The 21,595-nt window shown below is 73.2% G+C and carries 18 protein-coding genes; 9 read left to right on the top strand and 9 right to left on the bottom strand.

Annotated features, from left to right (window positions below; genetic code table 11):
- Positions 1–4: 4 nt before the first annotated feature.
- Positions 5–754 (bottom strand): glycosyltransferase, encoded by a 750-nt coding sequence (locus OG514_RS35300; protein ID WP_266902297.1) that lies wholly within the window; start codon positions 752–754, stop codon positions 5–7.
- A 520-nt stretch (positions 755–1,274) separates the two neighbouring features.
- Positions 1,275–2,051 carry a glycosyltransferase family 2 protein gene (locus tag OG514_RS35295; protein WP_266901763.1) on the bottom strand — a complete coding sequence of 259 codons (777 nt, stop codon included), beginning with the start codon at positions 2,049–2,051 and terminating at the stop codon, positions 1,275–1,277.
- Between the two features lie 264 nt (positions 2,052–2,315).
- Here OG514_RS35295 and OG514_RS35290 point away from each other — a divergent pair, with 264 nt between their 5' ends.
- The 5 genes from OG514_RS35290 (at position 2,316) to OG514_RS35270 (ending at position 9,689) form a co-directional block, all read left to right on the top strand.
- Entirely contained in the window at positions 2,316–4,157 is a 1,842-nt protein-coding gene (locus OG514_RS35290) for a glycoside hydrolase family 15 protein (RefSeq protein WP_266901761.1), read from the top strand.
- Between the two features lie 165 nt (positions 4,158–4,322).
- Positions 4,323–5,393, top strand: coding sequence for a phosphatase PAP2 family protein (locus tag OG514_RS35285; RefSeq protein ID WP_266901759.1), 1,071 nt, complete (start codon positions 4,323–4,325; stop codon positions 5,391–5,393).
- A gap of 43 nt (positions 5,394–5,436) precedes the next feature.
- Positions 5,437–7,656 (top strand): NADP-dependent isocitrate dehydrogenase, encoded by a 2,220-nt coding sequence (locus OG514_RS35280; RefSeq protein ID WP_266901757.1) that lies wholly within the window; start codon positions 5,437–5,439, stop codon positions 7,654–7,656.
- 97 nt (positions 7,657–7,753) lie between these two features.
- The gene (locus OG514_RS35275) at positions 7,754–8,047 is read left to right on the top strand and encodes a hypothetical protein (protein ID WP_266901755.1); all 294 of its coding nucleotides are present in this window, start codon (positions 7,754–7,756) and stop codon (positions 8,045–8,047) included.
- Positions 8,048–8,144: 97 nt separating this feature from the next.
- Positions 8,145–9,689, top strand: coding sequence for a sigma-70 family RNA polymerase sigma factor (locus OG514_RS35270; protein WP_266901753.1), 1,545 nt, complete (start codon positions 8,145–8,147; stop codon positions 9,687–9,689).
- A 15-nt stretch (positions 9,690–9,704) separates the two neighbouring features.
- Here OG514_RS35270 and OG514_RS35265 read toward each other — a convergent pair whose 3' ends face one another.
- The 4 genes from OG514_RS35265 to OG514_RS35250 form a co-directional block, all read right to left on the bottom strand.
- On the bottom strand, positions 9,705–10,763 hold the full coding sequence (locus OG514_RS35265; RefSeq protein WP_266901751.1) for a CAP domain-containing protein: 1,059 nt from the start codon (positions 10,761–10,763) through the stop codon (positions 9,705–9,707).
- Between the two features lie 151 nt (positions 10,764–10,914).
- Positions 10,915–11,787, bottom strand: coding sequence for a universal stress protein (locus OG514_RS35260; RefSeq protein ID WP_266901749.1), 873 nt, complete (start codon positions 11,785–11,787; stop codon positions 10,915–10,917).
- A 156-nt stretch (positions 11,788–11,943) separates the two neighbouring features.
- Positions 11,944–13,308, bottom strand: coding sequence for an acyl-CoA dehydrogenase (locus OG514_RS35255; RefSeq protein ID WP_266901747.1), 1,365 nt, complete (start codon positions 13,306–13,308; stop codon positions 11,944–11,946).
- A 159-nt stretch (positions 13,309–13,467) separates the two neighbouring features.
- Positions 13,468–13,923 (bottom strand): Rrf2 family transcriptional regulator, encoded by a 456-nt coding sequence (locus OG514_RS35250; protein WP_266901745.1) that lies wholly within the window; start codon positions 13,921–13,923, stop codon positions 13,468–13,470.
- Positions 13,924–14,035: 112 nt separating this feature from the next.
- Here OG514_RS35250 and OG514_RS35245 point away from each other — a divergent pair, with 112 nt between their 5' ends.
- Entirely contained in the window at positions 14,036–14,182 is a 147-nt protein-coding gene (locus tag OG514_RS35245; RefSeq protein WP_266901743.1) for a hypothetical protein, read from the top strand.
- 172 nt (positions 14,183–14,354) lie between these two features.
- Complete coding sequence (locus OG514_RS35240) at positions 14,355–15,215, top strand: glutathione S-transferase C-terminal domain-containing protein (RefSeq protein WP_266901741.1); 861 nt, start codon at positions 14,355–14,357, stop codon at positions 15,213–15,215.
- Positions 15,216–15,328: 113 nt separating this feature from the next.
- On the opposite strand, the gene OG514_RS35235 is transcribed toward OG514_RS35240, so the two are convergent.
- Positions 15,329–16,366, bottom strand: a complete 1,038-nt coding sequence (locus OG514_RS35235; RefSeq protein WP_266901739.1) for an NAD-dependent epimerase/dehydratase family protein — start codon at positions 16,364–16,366, stop codon at positions 15,329–15,331.
- A gap of 141 nt (positions 16,367–16,507) precedes the next feature.
- On the opposite strand from OG514_RS35235, the gene OG514_RS35230 reads away from it, so the two are divergent.
- Positions 16,508–16,720, top strand: coding sequence for a DUF5133 domain-containing protein (locus OG514_RS35230; RefSeq protein WP_266901737.1), 213 nt, complete (start codon positions 16,508–16,510; stop codon positions 16,718–16,720).
- Between the two features lie 120 nt (positions 16,721–16,840).
- A complete protein-coding gene (locus OG514_RS35225) occupies positions 16,841–19,219 on the top strand; it encodes an excinuclease ABC subunit UvrA (RefSeq protein ID WP_266901735.1) in 2,379 nt (792 codons plus the stop codon).
- Positions 19,220–19,258: 39 nt separating this feature from the next.
- On the opposite strand, the gene OG514_RS35220 is transcribed toward OG514_RS35225, so the two are convergent.
- The gene (locus OG514_RS35220; RefSeq protein ID WP_266901732.1) at positions 19,259–19,873 is read right to left on the bottom strand and encodes a DUF6058 family natural product biosynthesis protein; all 615 of its coding nucleotides are present in this window, start codon (positions 19,871–19,873) and stop codon (positions 19,259–19,261) included.
- Between the two features lie 167 nt (positions 19,874–20,040).
- A complete protein-coding gene (locus tag OG514_RS35215; RefSeq protein ID WP_266901730.1) occupies positions 20,041–21,327 on the bottom strand; it encodes a D-alanyl-D-alanine carboxypeptidase family protein in 1,287 nt (428 codons plus the stop codon).
- Between the last annotated feature and the right edge of the window lie 268 nt (positions 21,328–21,595).

Raw genomic sequence — 21,595 nt, 5'->3', positions numbered from 1 at the left:
ATCATCACCGGGCCAGCGAGATACGCAGGAGATCGGCCATCGAACGCAGTCCGTCGCGCCGTGCCGAGAACGTCGAGCCGGGTACGTCGTGCCACACCACCGGCACCTCCACGACGTCCCGCCCGGCCCGTACGACACGGGCGAGCAGTTCCACGTCGAAGGCGAAGCCGTCGATGCGACAGTCACGCGTGATCGCGCGGGCCAGCGGACCGCAGAAGAACTTGAACCCGCACTGGGTGTCGGCGACCCCGGGCAGCGACAGATGCGCGAGCGAACGGAACAGCAGGCCGCCGCCGCGCCGCAGGGCCGACTGCTCCACGTCGAGGTGCGCGCCCGGCGCGTGGCGCGAGGCGATGACCGCGCCGTGGCCCGCCCGCAGCAGCGCCATCACCCGGTCCAGGGTCTCCACGGGGGTGGCGTTGTCGGCGTCGGCGAAGCCGATGAAGCGGGCGGAGGAGGTCTCGATGCCGCGGCGGACCGCCGCGCCCTTGCCCTGGTCGCTGCAGCCGATGGCGTGGACCGGGACGGGGGAGTCGGCGAAGCGCTCCAGGACGTCGAGGGTGCCGTCGGCGCTGTTGTTGTCGACCACGACGACCGCCGAGGACCAGGGCCGTCCGGCCAGGAAGTCGACCGTGGCGGCCACGGTCGAGGGCAGCCGGCGCTGCTCGTTGTAGGCCGGGATGAGCAGTTCGAGCTCCACCGGCGGGCGGACGAGCCGGCGGGGGAGCGGTGCGTGTGAGCGGGCGGTGGCCATCACGCCACGCCTCCTCGGGGGAAGGCGCGGGGCGCGGGGCGCACGGGCGCGCGGCGGATCGGTGCGGGGACGGGGCGGTGGTTACGGGTCTTGCCCGTGGGTGGTTCGGACGGTCCGTCCGGTCCGGATGGTCCGGCTGGTCCGTCGGAGCCGCGGGCTCGCCGCGCGGTGCGGGTGTGAGCCGTACGGGCGCGTCGCCTGCGGGTCGCCCCCCGGGGCCTGCACGTCCGGCTCCGGGGCGGAGGGACGGCGGCGGCGATCCGGTCGGCCGCCCGGCGTGCGGGGTGGGCGACCGGTCGGTGGGCGGGGCGGCAGAGTGAGCGGCGCCGGGCATCGGCGAGGGGCCAGTCGGTCATCCGCCGCAGGGGGTGCGGTACGGATGCCACCGGCGTTCGGTTGAGGGGGTTGGAGGTCACGACGAGCCTCTTCCGGCAACCGACCCTGCCGAGGGTGTGCGCTCAGGGTCTGCTTTGTTCTGAAATGTGCTCTTCCAAGCGTTAGCACCGTTCGGGGTGATTCGTCAACCGCGGGAGCCGTGCGGCCGCCGTCGGTGTGCGAGCCGCGACAGGGCGTTGTGCGGCCGGTCGTCGAGGAGTGTGCCGAGGATGCGGGCGCCGTCCCGGATCGTGCGGGGGTGCGACGGCTCGTGCAGAGGCGGCAGTTCGAGACTGGGCACCTCGGCGACACGCAGGCCGTAGTGCAGGGCGTGCGTGACCAGTTCGGCGCCCAGCTCGACACCGTCCTCGCGCAGGTCGAGGAGGTCCACGAAAGAGCGCCGGAACGCGCAGAACCCGTACCAGAGATCGGTCAGGTGCTGGCCGTACAACTGGCGTGCGACACGCAGCAGCGCGCGGTGCCCGAGTCGTCGCGAGAGCGGATAGTCGGCGAAATCACCGCCCGCGATGAAGCGTGACCCCTTGACGAAGTCGTAACCGCTTTCCAGGTAGTGCAGGTAGTGCGGGATCTCGTGCGGGGACATGCTGCCGTCGGCGTTCATCAGCACGACCAGATCGCCGGTCGCCGCGAGCAGCCCCGCGTGCGGAATGTCGCCGCGGGAGGCGTCCCAGGCCCCGAGTCCGCGCACGGTCAGCCCGTTGCGCGTCCGTCCGTTCCCGGCCGGTCCGCCGACCAGGACCACGTCCCCCACGGTCGACGGCACTTGGTCGAGGAGCCGGTCGAGCGCCGGTTGCGGGTCCCCGCCGCCGGGGCGGACCGTGAGGACGAGACTCACCGTCCGCGTGCCGGCGCCGGGCGCGCGGTCGGTCGAGCGGCGCAGGGGATGCGAATCGCTACTCATGGGTACGGCTTCGTCGGTACGGCCTTCATCGGTGCGGCCTTCCCTCGCGGGGAACCCGCAGTCCGCGGAGATCCCGCGTTCTTCAGAATCCTGCCCCGGCGTGATCCCGTCAAGAATTGCCGAAGAGAGCCGGAAGAATATGCGGGCGCCCGTGAAGTGATTCCCGACCGGCCCGCTCGCGATTCCCTGACGGGCTTTCGGCCGCGATCCGTCGAATCCCCGGCCGGTCCTGCAGGGGATTCCCATAAGGCATACAATCCGTTCATGGCAGGGCGAATTGAAGACTACGCCCTCGTCGGTGACCTGGAGACCGCCGCGCTCGTGGGGACCGACGGGTCCGTCGACTGGTGGTGCGCGCCCCGCTTCGACTCGCCCGCGTGCCTCGCGGCCCTCCTGGGCGATCCGGGGCACGGCCGCTGGCTCCTCGCCCCCGTCGGCAGGACCCGCTGCACGCACCGGAGTTACCGGGGCGACACGCTCGTCCTCGACACCGTCTGGGAATCCCTCACCGGAACCGTCCGGATCACCGACTTCATGCCCCCGCGCTCGCCGAGCGAGGACGCCCCGCGCATCGTCCGCGTGGTCGAGGGAATCGCCGGACGCGTCGACGTACGAAGCGAGTTGAGGGTCCGCTTCCACCACGGCAGCATCGTGCCCTGGACCCGCTCGGTCGACCGCCGCACCGTCGCCTGGGTCGCCGGACCCGACGCCGCCTACCTCTCCTGCGGGCCCGGCCTCGAACCCGTCGTCACCCCGGACCGCACCACCGTCGAGTTCACCGCCACCGCCGGCCGGCGGGTCGCCTTCGTCCTCGGGTGGCGCCCCTCGCACACCCCCGCGCCCGCCGCCGCCCCGCCCGCCGACATCGACGCCGCCCTCACCCGTACCCTCGCCTTCTGGAACGACTGGGCCGCCGCCCTCCGCTACGAGGGGCCCGCGCGCGAGGCCGTGATCCGCTCCCTGCTCACCCTCAAGGCCCTCACCTACGCCCCCACCGGCGGGGTCGTCGCCGCGGCCACCGCCTCCCTCCCCGAGTCCATCGGCGGGCAGCGCAACTGGGACTACCGCTTCTGCTGGCTGCGCGACTCCACCTTCACGCTCTCCTGCCTGCTGCGCGGCGGCTACCGCAGAGAGGCGCTCGCCTGGAACGACTGGCTGGTCCGCGCCGTCGCCGGCGACCCCGTCGACCTCCAGCCGCTGTACGGGGTCGAGGGTCAGCGGCGGCTCCCCGAGACCTACGCCGACTGGCTCCCCGGCTACGAGAACTCACGGCCCGTCAGATTCGGCAACGCGGCCGTCGACCAGTTCCAGCTCGACATCTACGGCGAGGTCCTCAACACCGTCTACTCGGCCGTCCGGGCCGGGGTCGCCCTCGACGCCACGGCCTGGGCCCTGGTGGCCTCGCTCCTGGAGTACCTCGGCAAACGCTGGCAGGAACCGGACGAGGGCATCTGGGAAGTCCGAGGCCCGCGCCGCCACTTCGTCCACTCCAAGGTCATGGCCTGGGTCGCCGCCGACCGCGCCGTCCGCCTCGCCCGGGTCGCCGGGCTCCGCGGCTCGCTCAGGCGCTGGCAGGCCCTCCGGCGCGAACTGCGCGCGGAGGTCTGCGCCCGGGGCTGGAGCGACGAGCAGCAGTCCTTCACCCAGTACTACGGGGGCCACCAGGTCGACGCCACCGCCCTGCTGATCCCCCGGCTCGGCTTCCTCCCCGCCGACGACCCGCGGGTCCTCGGGACCGTCCGGGCGATGGCACGGCTCGACGACCACGGCTTCCTGCGCCGCTACGGGGACGTCCGGGACGGCGGCACGCACGATCTCGACGACTTCGGCGGCACCGAAGGGGCCTTCGTCGCGTGCACGTTCTGGTACGCCGACGCACTCGCCATGACCGGCCGCCCCGACGAGGCCCGGGCCGTCTTCAAGCGGGTCCTCGACGTCCGCAACGACGTCGGCCTCCTCGCCGAGGAATGGGACCCGGTGGCCGGCCGCCAGCTCGGCAACATGCCGCAGGCGCTCAGCCATGTGGCCCTGGTGAACACGGCGTTCACCCTGTACGGGACACGGCGTCACGACCGTACGGCGAACCGCCATCTCGCCGTGGCGTGACGGCGCCCCCGGCCGGTGGTCCGGTCGGCGCCGGGCGCCCGGCCCGCGGCGCCCGAGCCGGGCCGCCGATCCCGCCGCCGTCCCGCCCTCCCCGGAGACGGCGTCCGCGTTTCGTTCGGGTGCGCCCAGCGGGCGAGGTGGCCGCGCGTGGGTTCGAATCGGGGCATGGCTTCCTACGACAGGCCCCGCGCGGGCGGCTCCCCGAGGCCGCTGGAGACCGGTGACACCTGGTGGTACGCCGCTGTGGCAGGCGAGGCCGCCGGTTCGTTCAGCACCCGCGTCCGCACCCGGACCCGGCGTGGCTGCCTCGGGGCCGTGCTCCTCCTCACCGTCGTCTACGCGGGCCTCGTGCTCACCGCGACCGGCCGTCGCTGGGGCGACGCGGCCATGACCGGTCGGCGCGCCGACGCCGCCGCCGTCACCGTGCTCCGAGAGCACCCCTCGCTCGCCGGGGCCACCACCCTCTCCCTGGTCCTCGGCGGCGTCCTGCTGCTCGCCGTCGGCCTGATACGCAAGCGGTACGCCCTCACCGGCATCGCCGCCGGAGCGGTCGTCACCGCCCTCGCCCTCACCGGACTGCTCCAGCGGTACGCGCCACGCCCCCGGCTCGCCGACACCGCCGGGCTCATGTCCACCGGCTTCCCCAGCGCCCAGACCACCCTCGCCCTGGGCATCGCCTTCGGGCTGGCCCTCGTCGTCCCCTATCGACTGCGCAGCCTCGCCGTCGGCGCCGGCACGCTCTGGGCCCTCGCCGTCGGCTCGTACACCGTCGCCGCCGGGCAGCACCGCCCCGGTGACGTCATCGCCGCCGCCCTGGTGGTCCTGGCCGTCCACTGCGGTCTCCTCGCCGTCCTCGCCCGCAAGGGCAAGGTGCGTCCCGGCGGACGGCGCGGACCCGGCCTGCCCGGCCTCCCGGTGACCGTGCCGCTCGCCCTCCTGGCCGCCGCCGGGCTCGGAGCGGGCCTCTGGCTGCTCGGCGACACCCTCTCCCTGCCGGCCGTCGCCCCCTACGACCCGGCCGAGCTCCGGCTCGCCCACCGCTGCGGCCAGGCCCTCGCCGCGGGCGTGGTCGCCGCCGCCGGACTCGTCCTGCTCGGCCTGCTCCGCCGCGTGGACCTGGACGGCGCCCCCGCTCCGTACCGGCTCGGCGGACCCTTCGTAGAGGCCGCCGGAGCGCCCCGGGACGGCGAGCTCGTGGGCCCCTTCACCGAGGACCTCGATCACGAGATATCTTGATGTCGAGCAATCTCGCATACGCAGACGTGGAGCGGAGCACCCGGTGACTGACTCGACCATCATCTACACCCACACTGACGAGGCGCCTGCCCTGGCGACGTACTCGTTCCTGCCCGTGATCCAGGCGTATGCCTCGCAGGCCGGCGTCACGGTCGAGACGCGGGACATCTCCCTCGCGGGCCGCATCATCGCCGTCTTCCCCGAGTTCCTGGAGGAGGGCCAGCGCATCGCCGACGCCCTCTCCGAGCTCGGCGACCTGGCCAAGACGCCGGGCGCCAACATCATCAAGCTGCCGAACGTCTCGGCGTCCATCCCGCAGCTCAAGGCCGCGGTCGCCGAGCTCCAGGCGCAGGGCTACGCCCTCCCGGACTACCCGGACGACCCGCAGACGGACCAGGACAAGGACGTCCGCGCCCGTTACGACAAGATCAAGGGCTCGGCCGTCAACCCGGTCCTGCGCGAGGGCAACTCCGACCGTCGCGCGCCCGGCTCGGTCAAGAACTACGCCAAGAACCACCCCCACCGCATGGGCGCCTGGACCTCCGAGTCCAAGACCAATGTCGCCACCATGGGTGAGAACGACTTCGCCTCCACGGAGAAGTCCGTCGTCGTCACCAAGGACGACACCCTCCGCTTCGAGTTCACCGCCGCCGACGGCACCACCAGCGAGCTCCGCGAGCCGCTGAAGGTCATCGCCGGTGAGGTCGTCGACGCCGCCGTCATGCGCGCCGCCGCCCTGCGCACCTTCCTCAGCGAGCAGGTCGCCCGCGCCAAGGCCGAGGACGTGCTCTTCTCCGTGCACCTCAAGGCCACGATGATGAAGGTCTCCGACCCGATCGTCTTCGGCCACGTCGTCCGTGCCTTCTTCCCCGAGACCTTCGCCAAGTACGGCGAGGTGCTCGCCGGCGCCGGCCTCTCCCCGAACGACGGCCTCGGCGGCGTCCTGAAGGGTCTGGAGTCCCTCCCTCAGGGCGACGAGATCAAGGCCTCCTTCGAGGCCGAGCTCGCCACGGGCCCCGCCCTGGCGATGGTCGACTCCGACAAGGGCATCACCAACCTGCACGTGCCGTCCGACGTCATCGTCGACGCCTCGATGCCGGCCATGATCCGCACCTCCGGCCACATGTGGGGCCCGGACGGCCAGGAGGCCGACACCCTCGCGGTCCTCCCGGACCACAGCTACTCCGGCGTATACCAGGCCGTCATCGAGGACTGCCGCGCCAACGGCGCCTTCGACCCGTCGACCATGGGCTCCGTCCCGAACGTCGGCCTCATGGCGCAGAAGGCCGAGGAGTACGGCTCCCACGACAAGACCTTCGAGATCGCCCAGGCCGGCACCGTCCGCCTCGTCGACTCCGAGGGCAACGTCGTCCTGGAGCAGGAGGTCGCCGAGGGCGACATCTTCCGCGCCTGCCAGACGAAGGACCTGCCCATCCAGGACTGGGTCAAGCTCGCCGTCACCCGCGCCCGCGCCACCGGCTCCCCGGCCGTCTTCTGGCTGGACGAGAACCGCGCCCACGACGCGCAGCTGATCGCCAAGGTCGACGCGTACCTGGCGCAGCACGACACCGAGGGCCTGGACATCAAGATCCTGGCCCCGGTCGAGGCCACCACGTTCTCCCTGGAGCGCATCCGCCGAGGCGAGGACACCATCTCGGTCACCGGCAACGTCCTCCGCGACTACCTGACCGACCTCTTCCCCATCCTGGAGCTGGGCACCAGCGCCAAGATGCTGTCGGTCGTCCCGCTCATGGCGGGCGGCGGCCTCTTCGAGACCGGCGCCGGCGGCTCCGCCCCGAAGCACGTCCAGCAGCTCGTCAAGGAGAACTACCTCCGCTGGGACAGCCTCGGCGAGTTCTTCGCCCTGGCCGCCAGCTTCGAGCACCTCGCGACCTCCACGGGCAACTCCCGCGCCCAGGTCCTCGCCGACACCCTCGACCGCGCCACCGGCACCTTCCTCAACGAGGACAAGTCGCCGACCCGTCGCCTCGGTGGTATCGACAACCGCGGCAGCCACTTCTACCTGGCCCTGTACTGGGCCCAGGAGCTGGCCGCCCAGACCGAGGACGCGGAGCTGGCCAAGGCCTTCGCGCCGCTCGCCGAGACCCTCTCGGCCAACGAGCAGAAGATCGTCGACGAGCTCGTCGCCGTCCAGGGCTCCCCGGCCGAGATCGGTGGCTACTACCAGCCCGACCCGGCCAAGGCCGCGGCCGTGATGCGCCCGTCCACCACCTTCAACGAGGCCGTCGCGTCCCTCGCCTGATCCGGCGCACGCCCGCAGGACCGCCCCGGCCGGAACTCCTCCGACCGGGGCGGTCCCGTCGGTGGCGCATCCGCCGTTCGGGTGTGAACCTGGATGGATGAGTTGGGCATCTTGGACGACCGCCGGTGTGTACACCGGGCGAGGTGGGGTGCTGACCGTCGAGGCCGGAGTCGTCACGGGCGATGTGACCGTCCACACGACCTGGGCCGCCGACGGCCAGGCAAGCGTGGCCGTGCAGTACAGCGGCGCGTCCGACTGGTTCACCATGTCGGGCAGTCCCGTTCCGTGCGCGTCGGAGGAGGAGAGCCGCGATCTGCACGACGCCGTCGTGGCCGCCGTCCGGGAGGGGAACGGGGCCACGGTCCCGACCCTGCCCGTACCACCGGTGTGATCGACATCGGCGCCGAACAGCGATAAGTGTTATCCCTCCCGCACCCACGGGTCTCCGAACCACGGGGGACTCGCACCAGGGATGAGGGAGTAGATCCATGCAGAGCGACGAGCGCCGCACCACCGCAGTGGTGGAGGCGGCCAGGGCCGGTGACGCCCACGCCAGGGACGCGCTGGTCCGCGCCTACCTGCCCCTCGTCCACAACATCGTCGGCCGGGCCCTGGACGGCCATGCCGACACCGACGACATCGTCCAGGAGACGATGGTCCGGGCCCTGGACGGCCTGACCGGTCTCCGCGACCCGGCCCGTTTCCGGTCCTGGCTCGTCGCCATCGCCATGAACGGGATACGGCGCCGCTGGCGCGAACGCCAGCAGGCACCCGTGCCCGGCCTCGACCGGGCCACCGAACTCGCCGACCCGGCCGCCGGCGACTTCACCGAGGCCACCATCCTCCGGCTCGGCCTCTCCGGGCAGCGCCGCGACGTGGCCCGCGCCACCCGCTGGCTCGACGAGGACGACCGCGAACTGCTCACCCTGTGGTGGCTGGAAGCCGCGGGCGAGCTGACCCGCGCCGAACTCGCCGAGGGCCTCGGCGGGATCTCCCCGCAGCACGCCGCCGTCCGCGTCCAGCGGATGAAGGAACGCCTGGAGACCGGCCGCGCCGTCGTCCGCGCTCTCGACGCCGTACCGATGTGCCCCGACCTCGCCGAGACCGTCACGGCCTGGGACGGCCGGCCCTCCCCGCTCTGGCGCAAACGCGTCGCCCGCCACCTGCGGACCTGCACCGTCTGTGCGGCCAGGGTCACCGGCCGCAGCGGCCTCGCCCCCGTCGAAGGCCTGCTCGTCGGCATCGGCCTCGTACCGCCGCTCGCTGTCGCGGTCGCGGACGGCCACACCCCCGAACCCGTCGCCTTCGAGACCGACGCCGACACCGGCACGGACACCGGCACCGGCACGGACACCGGCACCGGCACGGACACCGGCACCGAAGCCGCCGAGTCCGGCTCACGCTGGACACCGCTCCGTCGCGCCGGCGTCGCCGGAGCCGCCACCATCGCCGTCCTCGGCGCGGTCGCCCTCCTCGTACCCCAGGAACCGCACGCGCGCGTGGCGCCCGGAAAGCCGGCCGCCGCACCCCCGGCAACCCCCGCCCCGGCCGTGACGACCTCCCCGACCCCGACGGCCACCCCCACCACCCCCGCCCCGACGACCCCGCCTCCCACACCGCGCCGCACCCCGCGTCCCACACCGGCACCCACCGGCGAGGAGCGGGTGACCGGACTCGTCAACCGGCTCCGGGCGCAGGCCGGTTGCGCCCCGCTGCGCATCGACCCCCGCCTTTCCGAGGCGGCCCGCGGCTACGCCCGTGACATGGCGGCGCGCGGCTACTTCGGACACGCCAGCCCCGAGGGCGAGTTCGCGGACGCCCGGATCACCGCCGCCGGGTACGACTGGAGCGCCTGGGCGGAGAACCTGGACCGGGGTACCGCCGACCCGGCGTCCGTCGTCGACGACTGGACCGACGGGTCGATGCACGAGGAGAACATGCTCGACTGCCGGTACCGGGACACCGGAGTGGCGTCGGTGTCCGGTCCCGGCGGCACGATCTGGGTGCAGAAGCTGGCCGCTCCCGCGTCCTGACGACCGGGGCGGTGCTCAGCGCCTGGCGCCGAAGTTCTGCACCCACCAGGGGCCGTTGGCGGTGAGCGTCACCCCGACGCCGATGTCCTTGAAGGAGCAGTTGAGGATGTTCGCCCGGTGGCCGGGGCTGTCCATCCAGTCCTCCATCGCCCGGGCGGGGGTCGTCGGCCCGCGGTGGATGTTCTCCCCCCAGGTCGACCACACGTACCCGGCGCCGCTCATCCGGTCGCCCGCGTCACGGCCCTCCGGACTGTCGTGCTCGTAGTAGTCGCGGGCGGACATGTCGTCGGCGTGCCCCTGGGCGGCGGTCCGCAGCTGGTTCTCGGTGTGCAGCGGTCCGCAGCCGGCCTTCTCCCGCTCGGCGTTGGCGAGCGCGATGACATCGTGGACGAAACGCGAGACCTTTCCCGCCGGCGCCCTCCCCGCCCGAGCCTCCGCCGCGGGGGCCTCGGCCGCGGGCGCCCCGCCCCGCTGCTCCTGCCCTTGCCGCTGTTCCCGGGACTGTCCGGGCCGTCGCGCCTCGTCCCGCTGCCGCTCCGACTCCGCCTTCGGAGGTGTCTCCGGCCGGGACTCGGGGGCCGCGGAGCCGACCGCCGTCGTTCTCGCCGTACGAGAGGAGGGCGTGGGCGCGGTCGAGGGTGACGACAGCGTGGGGGAGGTCGGCCGTGCCTCCCGTACGGCGGCCTTGGAGACGGTGTCGGGAGAGCCCAAAGGCGCGGCGGGTTCCGCCACGGCTTCCGCGACCGACCCGGTGACCGTCTGCGCGACCGATGCCCCGACCGGCTCCGCGGCCGAGGGGGCGGGGGTCCTGTCACCGCTGCCGGGGGAGGCCACGTACACCCCGGTGGCCACCGTCAGGACGGCGGCCGCGGCCCCGGCGAGGGTGACGGCGGTGCGGAAGGACGGCCTGCGCGGTCGCCGTCTCGCCCCGCCGCCCTTGCGATGACGCCCGCTCGCGCGCGCCGCCGGGTCCTCGTCCGCGACGGGATCGTCGGCGAAGCCCCGTACGACGTCGTGGAGGTACGCGGTGTGTTCAGGGTCTTCGGGGTGACCGGGGCGGTCGTGGTACCGCATGGAGCTCCGCTCTCTCGCCGTGGTCGCCGGACGGGCCGGCGCTGGGAGAGCCACCGGGGCGACGGCGGTAACACTTTCCGGCCCCGGCCACCCCGACACTCCTCGTCAACATGACGCGTCAACCTCGCGCGTCAACCCGTATCGCACCCTTTCAGCCCTGCGGAACGACCGCCACCGGACAGGGCGCGAGGTGCAGCGCCGCGTGCGCGACGGAACCGATGCGCGGCCCGACGGTCCCGCGCTTGGCCCGTCGGCCGACCACCAGGAGCTGGGCCGCCCCCGAGGCGGAGAGCAGCACCTGGCCGGCGCTGCCCAGCTCGACGTGCTCGGTGACCGGCACGTCCGGGTAGCGCTTGCGCCAGGGCGCGAGGGCCTCGCGCAGCGCCTTCTCCTCGTACGGGACGAGCCCGCCGGCCTCGTCGGCGAGCCGCATGGAGGCCGGGCTGTACGCGTACAGCGGAGGCAGGCTCCACGCGCGCACGGCCCGTACGGAGGCCCCGCGGGCGGCGGCCGTCCCGAAGGCGAAGCCGAGCACGGCGGCGCTGTCCTCCGCGCTGCCGAGCTGTCCGACGAGCACGTGTCCGGTGGGCGGTTCGGCCGGCTCGCCGTCGCGGGACCGGACGGCCACCACGGGGCCGGTGGCGGCGGCGATGATCCGCTGTCCGTGCGAGCCGAGCAGGAATCCGGCCACGGCCCCGTGTCCGCGCGAGCCGAGCACGAGCATCTCGGCCCGCTCCTCGGCGCCGAGGAGCGCGGCGACCGGTGTGTCGACCAGCACCTCGGCCGTGAGGGCGAGCTCCGGATAGCGGGCGGCGATCGTGGCCTCCGCCTCGCGCAGGACCGCGTCCGCGGCGCGTTCCTGGGTCGCGCGGTTCTGGACCAGGGGCAGGTCGATCGGTTCCCAGCGCCACGCGTGCGCGAGCCGTAGCGGGAGCCCCCGGTGGAGGGCCTCGCGGGCGGCCCAGTCCGCCGCGGCGAGACTCTCCGGGGATCCGTCCACTCCTGCGACGATCTCACGACTCATCAGGCTGCCTCCGTGGGTGCGGTGTCGGGCCCGCCGGGCGGCCGGACCCTCCCCTCCCAGCTTGGGCCCTTCGGTCGCCGGAGGAGAGGGCCGTACGTCCCGACATGCCGGTCCGTCCGTCCCTTCGTCTCCCCTCCGGCGGCGCCGGGAGTGCCGTCAGGCCAGCAGGGTGAGCCGTGCGTGGGTGCCGTTGAGGTAGTGGTCCCCGATGTCGCGGAGCCGGTGCGCCGCCTGGGTGGGGGCGGTGAGTGCGCGCGCGTTGCGCCAGAAACGGTCGAAGCCCGGACCGCCGGAGCGGGCGTCGGCGCCCGCCGTACCGTCGACGATTTCGAGGATGCGGGTGGTGATGTGCACGGCCGCCCGGCCGGCGACCGTCTCGGCCGCCGCCACCAGGACGGCGATGTCGGCCCGTTCCTCCACGCCCAGCGACCAGGCGCCGAGCAGCCCGTGGGCCAGGGCGTCCGTCGCCCGCTCCACCACCACGGCGGCGGCGTGCGCGGCCGTCGCCAGTTCCCCGTAGGCGAGGAGGAGGTACGGATCGTCCCCCGCGCCGACCGGTGGCGCACCGTCCGTGGGGCCTCCCGTCCCGCCCGTCGGCGCGGGTCCGGACTGGCCGGCGCGGCTGATGTCCCGGGCCTCGGCGAGCGCACCCTCGGCTATGCCGAGCCCGACGTGGACCAGGAGCAGGCGCAGGGCCAGTGGGGCGAGGGTGGAGTAGGGGGCGACGGCGTGTTCGTCGTGGGGGAGCGATCCCAGCACGTCCTCAGGCGGTACCGGGACCCGGTCGAACGTGACGGTGCCCGCGCCGGCGAGCCGCTGCCCGACCCGCTCGGCCCCGGCGTCGGTGAACACCCCGGGTCCGGCCGGGTCCACCAGGACGACGAACAGGTCACCGCTGCCGCCGGGTCGGGCCCCGACGACGAGCCGGTCGGCGACCGTCACGGCGGAGGCGAAGGTACGGCTCCCGTCGAGTATCCAGCCACCGCCGGAGTCGGCCGGGGAGAGCGTGAGGCCGGGGCCGGCCTCGTTGCGCGGCGGTTCGACGCCGCCGGCGAGCAGCCAGTGTTCCTCGGCCGTGCGGACGTCGAGGGGGAGGCCGTTCGCGAGGGGGGTGCCCGCGTCCCGCGCGGGGCCGTCGAAGAAGCGGCTGCTCCAGGACAGGGCGTAGTGGTGGGCGAGGAGTTCGCCCACCGAACTGTCGGCGGCGGAGATCTCCCGTACGACCGCACACGCGGCCGGCCAGTCGGCGCCCCGGCGGTTCGTTCCCGGGGCCGTCAACAGGGCGGGAAGGCCGGCCTCCTGGAGCCGGGCGACCTCGTCGAACGGCGCCTTGCCGGCCCGGTCCCTGGCGAGGGCGTCGACGGCGAGGTCGTCGGCGAGTTCGCGGGTGACGCGGGGCCAGATCTCGTCGTCGGCGGTCCGGTCGACGGGCCGGTCGACCGGGCGGTCGGCGATCCGGTCGGCCGCTGCGGAGGTGGTGCGTATCGCTGGTCTCTTCGGCGATTTCCTCGGCGTACTCACGTCACCTCACATGATCCCTAGTATCCCCACTGGAATAGTAGGGATAGTGGCAGAGGTGGGTGCGTCGCCCCAAGGGGCGTCCGTAAGCTGGACAGGGTCGTCTTGGTGTGTGAGACCGGGTCAAGTCGACGCAGGTCGCGGGCGGTTGCCCGACCGCGCTCAGGGATTGGTCCAGGCCTCCGGGTCGTCCGCGAGCGCGACGATTCCGTCCGGCAGTTCGGCCGCCGCCACCTCCGCGAGCGAGACCGAGAGCACCTCGCGGACGCCGGCCCGCAGCGCGATCCACAGGGTGAGCAGCGACTCGGCCGGACCGGTGTACGACAGGTCCGGCGGCCGCTCGCCGCGGACGGAGACCAGCGGGCCGTCGACGCAGCGGATGACCTCCGCGACCGAGATCGACTCCGCGGGCCTGGCCAGCCAGTAGCCTCCGTTGCCGCCGCGCTGGCTCTGCACCAGACCGCCCTTGCGCATGTCCCCCAGGATGCCTTCGAGGAACTTGTGCGAAATGCCCTGGCCCTCGGCGATGGCCTCCGCCTTCAGCGGACCCGCGTCCTGGGCGGCGGCGAGCTGGAGGGCGGCACGCACCGCGTAATCGGCCCTGGCTGAAATGCGCATGCGCGCATTATTCCGCACGCTTCCGGGAGGAGGCCCGTACCGCACCCTTGACGCCGCACATGGCCGGTCGGACACTCAAGGGCGGGGAAACCGAGCGAACAGGTAGGGAACCATGGGACGCAACGGTCGGCGGGACACCTCACTCGCCGCACCCCTCCCGCGCCCCCTGCCCCTCACGTCCCGCCGCCACATCGATCTGCTGCGCGTCTGCAGCGCGGCGAGTCGCGGTTCCCACCGGGTGGGTCACCCCGCCCGCTGAGGGCCCGTTCGCCGAGAGGCCGCCGCCCCGCGGGCGCCGCGCCCGTCTCCTCCTCTTCCCGTACCTCTGCTGCCTCCGGGCCCCGTTCGGCCGGTGCCGCCGTCGCGCTGCCGCGACCGGCGCCGTGTCACGCGCCGCCACGACCCAGCACCGAGCACCCCAAGGGAGAAGCATGTCCGTCGTTCCGTCCTCGCTGCTGCCCGCCTCCGCCGTGCCCGCCTTCCGCGGCCGGATCGGCCGCGACGTGCACAGCGGCCACTACGCCGTACCGCACCGCTACCGCCTCCATGTCGCGCCGTACGACCCCGGCTGTCTGAGCATCGCCCTGACCCACAGCCTCCTCGGCCTCGACGACACGCTCCCGCTCTCCGTACTGCCCGAGACCCCCGACACGCCCGACGGCGGATACGCCGTCCTCCGCCCGCTGTACGAGGCGAGCGCACACCTCTACGCCGGGCCGGCCGCCGCACCCGTCCTGAGCGACGGATGGACCGGACGGATCGTCAGCACGCACGTCCCCGACATCCTCCGGGACCTCGCCCTCCGCTTCCGCGGCGAAGGACCCGAACTGCTGCCCGAGGAGCGCCGGGACGAGATCGAGGCCATCGCCGACCTGTGCGAGCGGAGCATCAACCGGGCCGCCCAGCGGGCGGGGGAGCTCGGCCTCGACGGCGAGGCCGCCCACCGCGACCCCCTCACGGTCCTCTTCGCCGCCCTCGGCTCGCTGGAACGCCGCCTGGCCCGCCACCCGTACGTCCTCGGCGACGCACCGACGGCGGCCGACGTGCAGGTAGGGGTCACCCTGGTCCAGCTCGACACCGTCCACCGCTGGCACCTGGACGCCGCCGCGATGGACCGGGTCGCCGGATACCCCGCCCTGTGGGCCTACGCCCGCCGCCTCGCGGCGCGCCCCGAGTTCGCCCGCCGCCTGGACATCGAAGGCCTCATGCGCCGCCACCGCGCCCACTGCCGGGGCCGCGAAGCCGCAGGAGCGGCGATCCGCCTCGTCGACTGGCCGACACCGGCCCACTGACACGGGACGCGCGCACGCGGCGGCGCCGGACGCACGACGCGTGGCACGAGGGCACGGCCTCTGATGTACGGCGCGTGGCGCGGGGTCACGGCCCCGGGTCACGCCCCCCCGTGTCAGCCGATGCGGTGGCCCGCCAGGGGGCCCGTATCGTCGCCCGCGCCCGCGCGGACCCCGCGGAGGAATGCCTCCAGGGCCTCCAGGGACGTCCTCGTCGGCTCCCATGCGAGGTCCCGGCGCGCCCGTTCCGTCGCGAGCAGCGGCATGTGCCGCAGCGCGTCGAAGAGGCCGGGGGAGGCCGGGGCCAGTCTGAGGCGCCAAGCGGCCGACAGGGCGCCCCGGACCGCGCCCGCCGGTACGCGTACCGGCTTGGCGTCCAGCAGTTCGCCCAGGACCGCGGCGTCGATCACCGGCTCGGCAGCCAGGTTGAACGCGCCACGGACGTCCCGCAGCAGCGCCTGCCCGTACGCGGCGGCCGCGTCCTCGGTGTGCAGGACCTGGAAGCGGAGCCCGTCGAACTCCGGGAGCAGCGGCAGCAGATCGGGCCGCATCAGCTGTCCGGGGAAGAAGCGCCCCGCGAAGATCCGCCGCTGCCCGCTCGCCGACTCCTCCTTGAACAGGAAGGCCGGCCGCATCCGGACCACCCGGATCATCGGATGGTCCCGCTCGAACGTGTCCAGGACCCGCTCCAGGTAGGCCTTCTCCCGGGTGTACGCGGCCCCCGGCCAGCCGTGCGTCGGCCACGCCTCGGACACCGGCGCACCGCCCGCCGGGCCCGGAGAGTACGCCCCCACCGAGGAGGCGTACACCAGGACGGGCACCCGCGCCGCCGCGACGGCGTCGAACACGCGCACCGAACCGAGGACGTTGGTCCGCCAGGTCTCCACCGGGTCGTGGGTCGGCCCGAACCGCCAGGCCAGGTGCACCACGGCGTCCGCGTCGGCGACGTGCTGCGCGAGCAGGGGCTCGTCCCCCTCGCGGGACAGATCCACCTCGGCCCACTCCACCCCCGGGAGTTCGAGTCCCGGACGGCGCCGGGCCAGTCCCAGGACCGAGCCGACGCGCGGTTCGCGCGCCAGGAGCCGTACCAGACTGGTGCCCACGTTGCCGGTGGCGCCGGTGACGACCACCCGCGAAATCGTGCTCGGGTTCATGTCTCCGACCCTCCGCCATGGGGGGCGGAAGCGCACTCCGGGGGCGTCCCCCGCACGGCGTCGTCACACAGCGTGTCCGTGCAGGTCGCGAGCGTGGCCCGCGACCGGGAGTATGGAGCGACTCAGGAGAAGGAGGACACCATGCTGCTGCCCGACAGGAACACGGTCGACCGGCTGCTCCGGCACTACCGCGCTCTGGAGCGGACCGTGCTGGCCAGGCCGTGCGACCTGTCGGCGCGCCGGCGCTTCGAGGACACGGCGTACACCCTGTGCGTCCTGATGGGAGAACGCACCGCCCGCGAGGCCGTCCACGCCGCCGAACACTATGTCGCCGGAACCTCGATCAGGATTTGAGAAGCGTCGTCATCCGGCCGCCGCTAGCGTGGCTGCCATGGACCCCGCGAGACAGCCGCCGTCGGTCACGACGCACCGCGCCGGTCCGTTTTTCGGCCCCGCGCGACAGCTGGAGAGACGATGAGCAAGGCCCCCAGGGCGGACAAGCAGCCGCACCCGGCCGACCGGCACGAGCTGATCCGAGTGCACGGCGCGCGGGAGAACAACCTCAAGGACGTCAACATCGAGATCCCGAAGCGCCGCCTCACGGTGTTCACGGGCGTCTCCGGCTCGGGCAAGAGCTCCCTCGTATTCGACACGATCGCCGCGGAGTCGCAGCGGCTGATCAACGAGACGTACAGCGCCTTCGTCCAGGGCTTCATGCCGACCCAGGCGCGCCCCGAGGTCGACGTGCTCGACGGCCTGACGACCGCGATCATCGTCGACCAGCAGCGGATGGGCGCCGACCCCCGCTCCACCGTCGGCACCGCCACCGACGCCAACGCGATGCTCCGCATCCTCTTCAGCCGGCTCGGCAAACCTCACATCGGCCCGCCCAGCGCGTACGCCTTCAACGTCCCCTCGGTGAAGGCCAGCGGCGCGATCACCGTCGAGCGCGGCAACAAGAAGACCGTCAAGGCGACCTTCAACCGCACCGGCGGCATGTGCCCGAACTGCGAGGGCCGCGGCTCGGTCTCCGACATCGACCTCACCCAGCTCTACGACGACTCCAAGTCGCTCGACGAGGGCGCGCTCACCATCCCCGGCTACACCCCGGGCGGCTGGAACTACCGCCTCTACAGCGAGTCCGGCCTGGTCGACCCCGCCAAGCCGATCGGCAGGTACACGAAGAAGGAGCTGCAGGCCTTCCTCCACCACGATCCGACCCGCATGAAGATCGCGGGCATCAACATGACGTACGAGGGGCTGATCCCGCGGATCCAGAAGTCGTTCCTCGCCAAGGACAAGGAGGGCATGCAGCCGCACATCCGCGCGTTCGTGGAGCGGGCCGTCACCTTCACCACCTGTCCCGAGTGCGACGGCACCCGGCTCGCCGAGGGTGCCAGGGCCTCGAAGATCAAGCGGATCAGCATCGCCGACGCCTGCGCGATGCAGATCAGCGACCTGGCCACCTGGGTCCGCGCCCTCAAGGAGCCCTCGGTCGCGCCGCTGCTCACCGCGCTCCAGCTGACCCTCGACTCCTTCGTCGAGATCGGCCTCGGCTACCTCTCCCTCGACCGGCCGGCGGGCACGCTGTCCGGCGGCGAGGCGCAGCGCGTCAAGATGATCAGGCACCTCGGCTCCTCGCTCACCGATGTCACCTACGTCTTCGACGAGCCCACCGTCGGCCTGCACCCGCACGACATCCAGCGGATGAACGAACTGCTCCTGCAGCTGCGGGACAAGGGCAACACCGTGCTCGTCGTGGAGCACAAGCCGGAGACGATCGCGATCGCCGACCACGTCGTCGACCTCGGCCCCGGCGCCGGCACGGCGGGCGGCACCGTCTGCTTCGAGGGGACGGTGGAGGGGCTGCGGACCGGCGGCACCGTGACCGGCCGCCACTTCGACGACCGGGCCACCGTCAAGGACACCGTGCGGGAGCCCACCGGCACCCTGGAGATCAGGGGCGCGACGACCCACAACCTGCGCGACGTCGACGTCGACGTCCCGCTCGGGGTCCTCACCGTCATCACCGGCGTCGCGGGCTCCGGCAAGAGCTCGCTCGTGCACGGCTCGATCCCCGCGAGCGACGACATCGTGTCGATCGACCAGAGCCCGATCCGCGGTTCGCGCCGCAGCAACCCGGCCACGTACACCGGACTGCTCGACCCGATCCGCAAGGCCTTCGCCAAGGCCAACGGTGTGAAGCCCGCGCTGTTCAGCGCCAACTCGGAGGGCGCCTGCCCCACCTGCAACGGCGCCGGAGTCATCTACACCGACCTCGGCATGATGGCCGGGGTCTCCTCGACCTGCGAGGACTGCGAGGGCAAGCGGTTCCAGGCCTCGGTCCTCGAATACCTCCTCGGCGGCCGGGACATCAGCCAGGTCCTCGCGATGTCGGTCACCGAGGCCGAGGAGTTCTTCGGCTCGGGCGAGGCGAGCACCCCGGCCGCGCAGCGCGTCCTCGCCCGGCTCGCGGACGTCGGTCTCGGCTACCTCAGCCTCGGCCAGCCGCTCACCACGCTGTCCGGCGGCGAGCGCCAGCGGCTCAAGCTGGCCACGAACATGGGCGACAAGGGCGGCGTCTACATCCTCGACGAGCCGACCACCGGTCTGCACCTCGCCGATGTGGAGCAGCTGCTCGGGCTGCTCGACCGGCTCGTGGACTCCGGCAAGTCGGTGATCGTCGTCGAGCACCATCAGGCGGTCATGGCGCACGCCGACTGGATCATCGATCTCGGCCCCGGCGCCGGTCACGACGGCGGAAAGATCGTCTTCGAGGGCACCCCCGCCGAGCTCGTGGCCGGACGGTCGACGCTCACGGGGGAGCACCTGGCGGCGTACGTGGGGGCCTGACGGTTTCCTGACGGTCCGAGCGGTGGCTCCGGTTCCGGCTCAGGCCGTCGGGCCGCCGCTCGGGAACCGGGCCCGTGCCGCGTCCACGCACGTGTCCCGTGACGTGGGGCCGCCGAATCGGAGCCGGTCGTACGCCGTGAACGCCGGCTCCAGGGCGTCGAGCTCGTCCACGCGCGCGTGGAGCGCGGCACGCCATTGCGGGGACGGTTCGGCCGGGGCCGTCTCCAGAGCCCCGGCGATCTCGGTCGACAGCTCGTCCTTCCTGCGGATGTGCGCCGGGGTGACGCTGTGCAGACAGACGTACTGCCCGCTCAGATACGCCTCCCATTCCGCCTCGCCCTGCTCCCGGTCGTTCCAGTGCGCGGTGAACCAGGCGCGCAGCCGCTCGGAGCTCCCCGCCGCCTCGGCGAGCCGGAACAGATCGCGCGGCACCATCTCGGCGCCGTCCGAGCGCAGATAGCCCGGCAGCGGCAGCAGCCCCTCCAGCATCAGCCGCCGGGCCTCGTCGGCGTCCCGGCCGAGCGAGGCGCACAGCGCCTCCAGAGGGACGAACTGTCCGGTGACGTACGCGTCGTCCGCCGCGGTCATCGGATGGTCGCCGTTCACTTCCCGGAACCGCTCCGCGACCTGCCGCACCAGTGTCCGGTCCGTCATCACACCACTCCCCGGTTGAGGCCGTCAGAGCCCTTCCCGGACGGCGTCCCCGCAGGCTAGAAGCCGGATCGTGCGGCGCCCACCGAACCGTCGCCGGCACGACCCGGTCCGATGTCTCCAGTGGCGCCGCACGACCGGCGGTCCATGGGCGGGCCCGCCCCGCGCGATCAGCCCACCCGGTGGGCCGCCCTGCGCCGCCGACCCCACAGCGCCAGCGCCGCGGCGCAGGCCGAGCCGACGAGGGCCAGCGGAAGACCCACCGACGCGCCCGAGGGCGCGGGCTCGTGCGCGGGGTCCTTGCCGGGCGCGGCCGCCGCCACCGCTCCGGCCCGGGGCGCCTGACCGGCGGCCTTCGCGGCACGGCCCTCACGGGCCACGGACACCGCCCGGGTGCCCGCGTCGGCCGTGTCCTTCGTCGGTACGGGGAGCAGGGAGCCCACCGGCTGGACCCGCCCCGCCGCCTCGAAGCCCCAGTCGAGGAGCTCCCTCGCCTCCTCGTACACGGCGAGCCCGCCGCCGCCCTGCGGGTTCATCACCGTGACGACCAGCGTCCGGTCGCCGCGCCGGGCCGCAGAGATCAGCGTGTTGCCCGCGTTGCTCGTGTAGCCGTTCTTGATCCCGATGAGCCCCGGGTAACGGGCCACGCCGTCCGCGCCCGTCAGCAGTCGGTTGGTATTGGCGATGCCGTACGACCAGGAGCCCGCCGGGAAGTCCGCGTACGCGGTCGAGCAGTACCGGGTGAACGCCGGGTCCTGCAGACCGGTCCGGCCGAACACCGCGAGGTCGTACGCGGAGGACACCTGGCCCGGCGCGTCGTAGCCGTCGGGGGACACCACGTGGGTGTCCAGGGCGCCCAGGGACCTGGCCTTCTCCTGCATCTGCCGGGACATCGACTCCCAGCCGCCGTTCATCGCGGCCAGGACGTGCACGGCGTCGTTCCCGGAGCTGAGGAACACACCGTTCCACAGATCCGAGACCTTGTACGTGTACCCCTCCTTCACTCCGACCAGGCTGCTGCCGTCCCCGATCCCGGTCAGCTCGGAATCGGCCACGGTGTGCTGCTCGGAGGGGGCGTGACCGGGGAGCGCGGTGAGGGCGAACAGCGCCTTGAGGGTGCTGGCCGGGGGCAGCTTCCGGTGGGCGTTGCGCGCGGCGAGGACCTCGCCGGAGGACGCGTCGGCGACCACCCAGGACAGCGCCGAGACCGAGGGTACGTCGGGCGCGCCCGGCAGCGGCTGCACCTGCGTGCCCTTCCGGTCCAGCCGGGCACGGTCGAGGTACTGGCGTGCGGGCGGCGTGGGCTCCCGGAGCGAGGAGGCCGAGGAGACGGACGCGGTCGAGGACGCGGTCGCGGTCGAGGTGACGGATGACGCCGTGGCCGCCGGAGCGGACAGCACGAACAGCACCGCCGCGGTACCGGCGGCGGCATGACGGACAGCTGACGTGACGATCATTCAGTCACCGTAGGAAGGAGGCGCGATACGCGCAGATCGGAGTGCGCCGACCGGCGTAGCGGGTGTGGCGTACGGCGGCGAGTCGTGAGCCCGCCCGGGTGGTACGGCCTCCCCCGCCCGCTGTCGGTGGCGCAGGGCATCCTTGTGACGTGCCCTCACACCCGTACCAGAGCAACGCCGTTCCGGCCGACAGTGCCGGAGCGCCACCCGCCGAACCCGCCTCCCGGTCCGTCCCCGGCCCCACCAGGTCTCCCGGGACGAACGGCGG

The organism is Streptomyces sp. NBC_00572, assembly GCF_026341815.1.
In the GTDB taxonomy this organism is placed as follows: domain Bacteria; phylum Actinomycetota; class Actinomycetes; order Streptomycetales; family Streptomycetaceae; genus Streptomyces.
Note: the sequence above shows the minus strand (reverse complement) of the source record. Positions and strands in the feature narration are given on the sequence as shown.

What these genes read in the sequence shown, in the direction of transcription:
- OG514_RS35300 (WP_266902297.1), bottom strand. Translation starts at nt 754, where the DNA reads ATGGCCACCGCCCGCTCACACGCACCGCTCCCCCGCCGGCTCGTCCGC.
- OG514_RS35295 (WP_266901763.1), bottom strand. Translation starts at nt 2,051, where the DNA reads ATGAGTAGCGATTCGCATCCCCTGCGCCGCTCGACCGACCGCGCGCCC.
- OG514_RS35290 (WP_266901761.1), top strand. Translation starts at nt 2,316, where the DNA reads ATGGCAGGGCGAATTGAAGACTACGCCCTCGTCGGTGACCTGGAGACC.
- OG514_RS35285 (WP_266901759.1), top strand. Translation starts at nt 4,323, where the DNA reads ATGGCTTCCTACGACAGGCCCCGCGCGGGCGGCTCCCCGAGGCCGCTG.
- OG514_RS35275 (WP_266901755.1), top strand. Translation starts at nt 7,754, where the DNA reads ATGAGTTGGGCATCTTGGACGACCGCCGGTGTGTACACCGGGCGAGGT.
- OG514_RS35270 (WP_266901753.1), top strand. Translation starts at nt 8,145, where the DNA reads ATGCAGAGCGACGAGCGCCGCACCACCGCAGTGGTGGAGGCGGCCAGG.
- OG514_RS35265 (WP_266901751.1), bottom strand. Translation starts at nt 10,763, where the DNA reads ATGCGGTACCACGACCGCCCCGGTCACCCCGAAGACCCTGAACACACC.
- OG514_RS35260 (WP_266901749.1), bottom strand. Translation starts at nt 11,787, where the DNA reads ATGAGTCGTGAGATCGTCGCAGGAGTGGACGGATCCCCGGAGAGTCTC.
- OG514_RS35250 (WP_266901745.1), bottom strand. Translation starts at nt 13,923, where the DNA reads ATGCGCATTTCAGCCAGGGCCGATTACGCGGTGCGTGCCGCCCTCCAG.
- OG514_RS35245 (WP_266901743.1), top strand. Translation starts at nt 14,036, where the DNA reads ATGGGACGCAACGGTCGGCGGGACACCTCACTCGCCGCACCCCTCCCG.
- OG514_RS35240 (WP_266901741.1), top strand. Translation starts at nt 14,355, where the DNA reads ATGTCCGTCGTTCCGTCCTCGCTGCTGCCCGCCTCCGCCGTGCCCGCC.
- OG514_RS35235 (WP_266901739.1), bottom strand. Translation starts at nt 16,366, where the DNA reads ATGAACCCGAGCACGATTTCGCGGGTGGTCGTCACCGGCGCCACCGGC.
- OG514_RS35230 (WP_266901737.1), top strand. Translation starts at nt 16,508, where the DNA reads ATGCTGCTGCCCGACAGGAACACGGTCGACCGGCTGCTCCGGCACTAC.
- OG514_RS35225 (WP_266901735.1), top strand. Translation starts at nt 16,841, where the DNA reads ATGAGCAAGGCCCCCAGGGCGGACAAGCAGCCGCACCCGGCCGACCGG.
- OG514_RS35220 (WP_266901732.1), bottom strand. Translation starts at nt 19,873, where the DNA reads ATGACGGACCGGACACTGGTGCGGCAGGTCGCGGAGCGGTTCCGGGAA.
- OG514_RS35215 (WP_266901730.1), bottom strand. Translation starts at nt 21,327, where the DNA reads ATGATCGTCACGTCAGCTGTCCGTCATGCCGCCGCCGGTACCGCGGCG.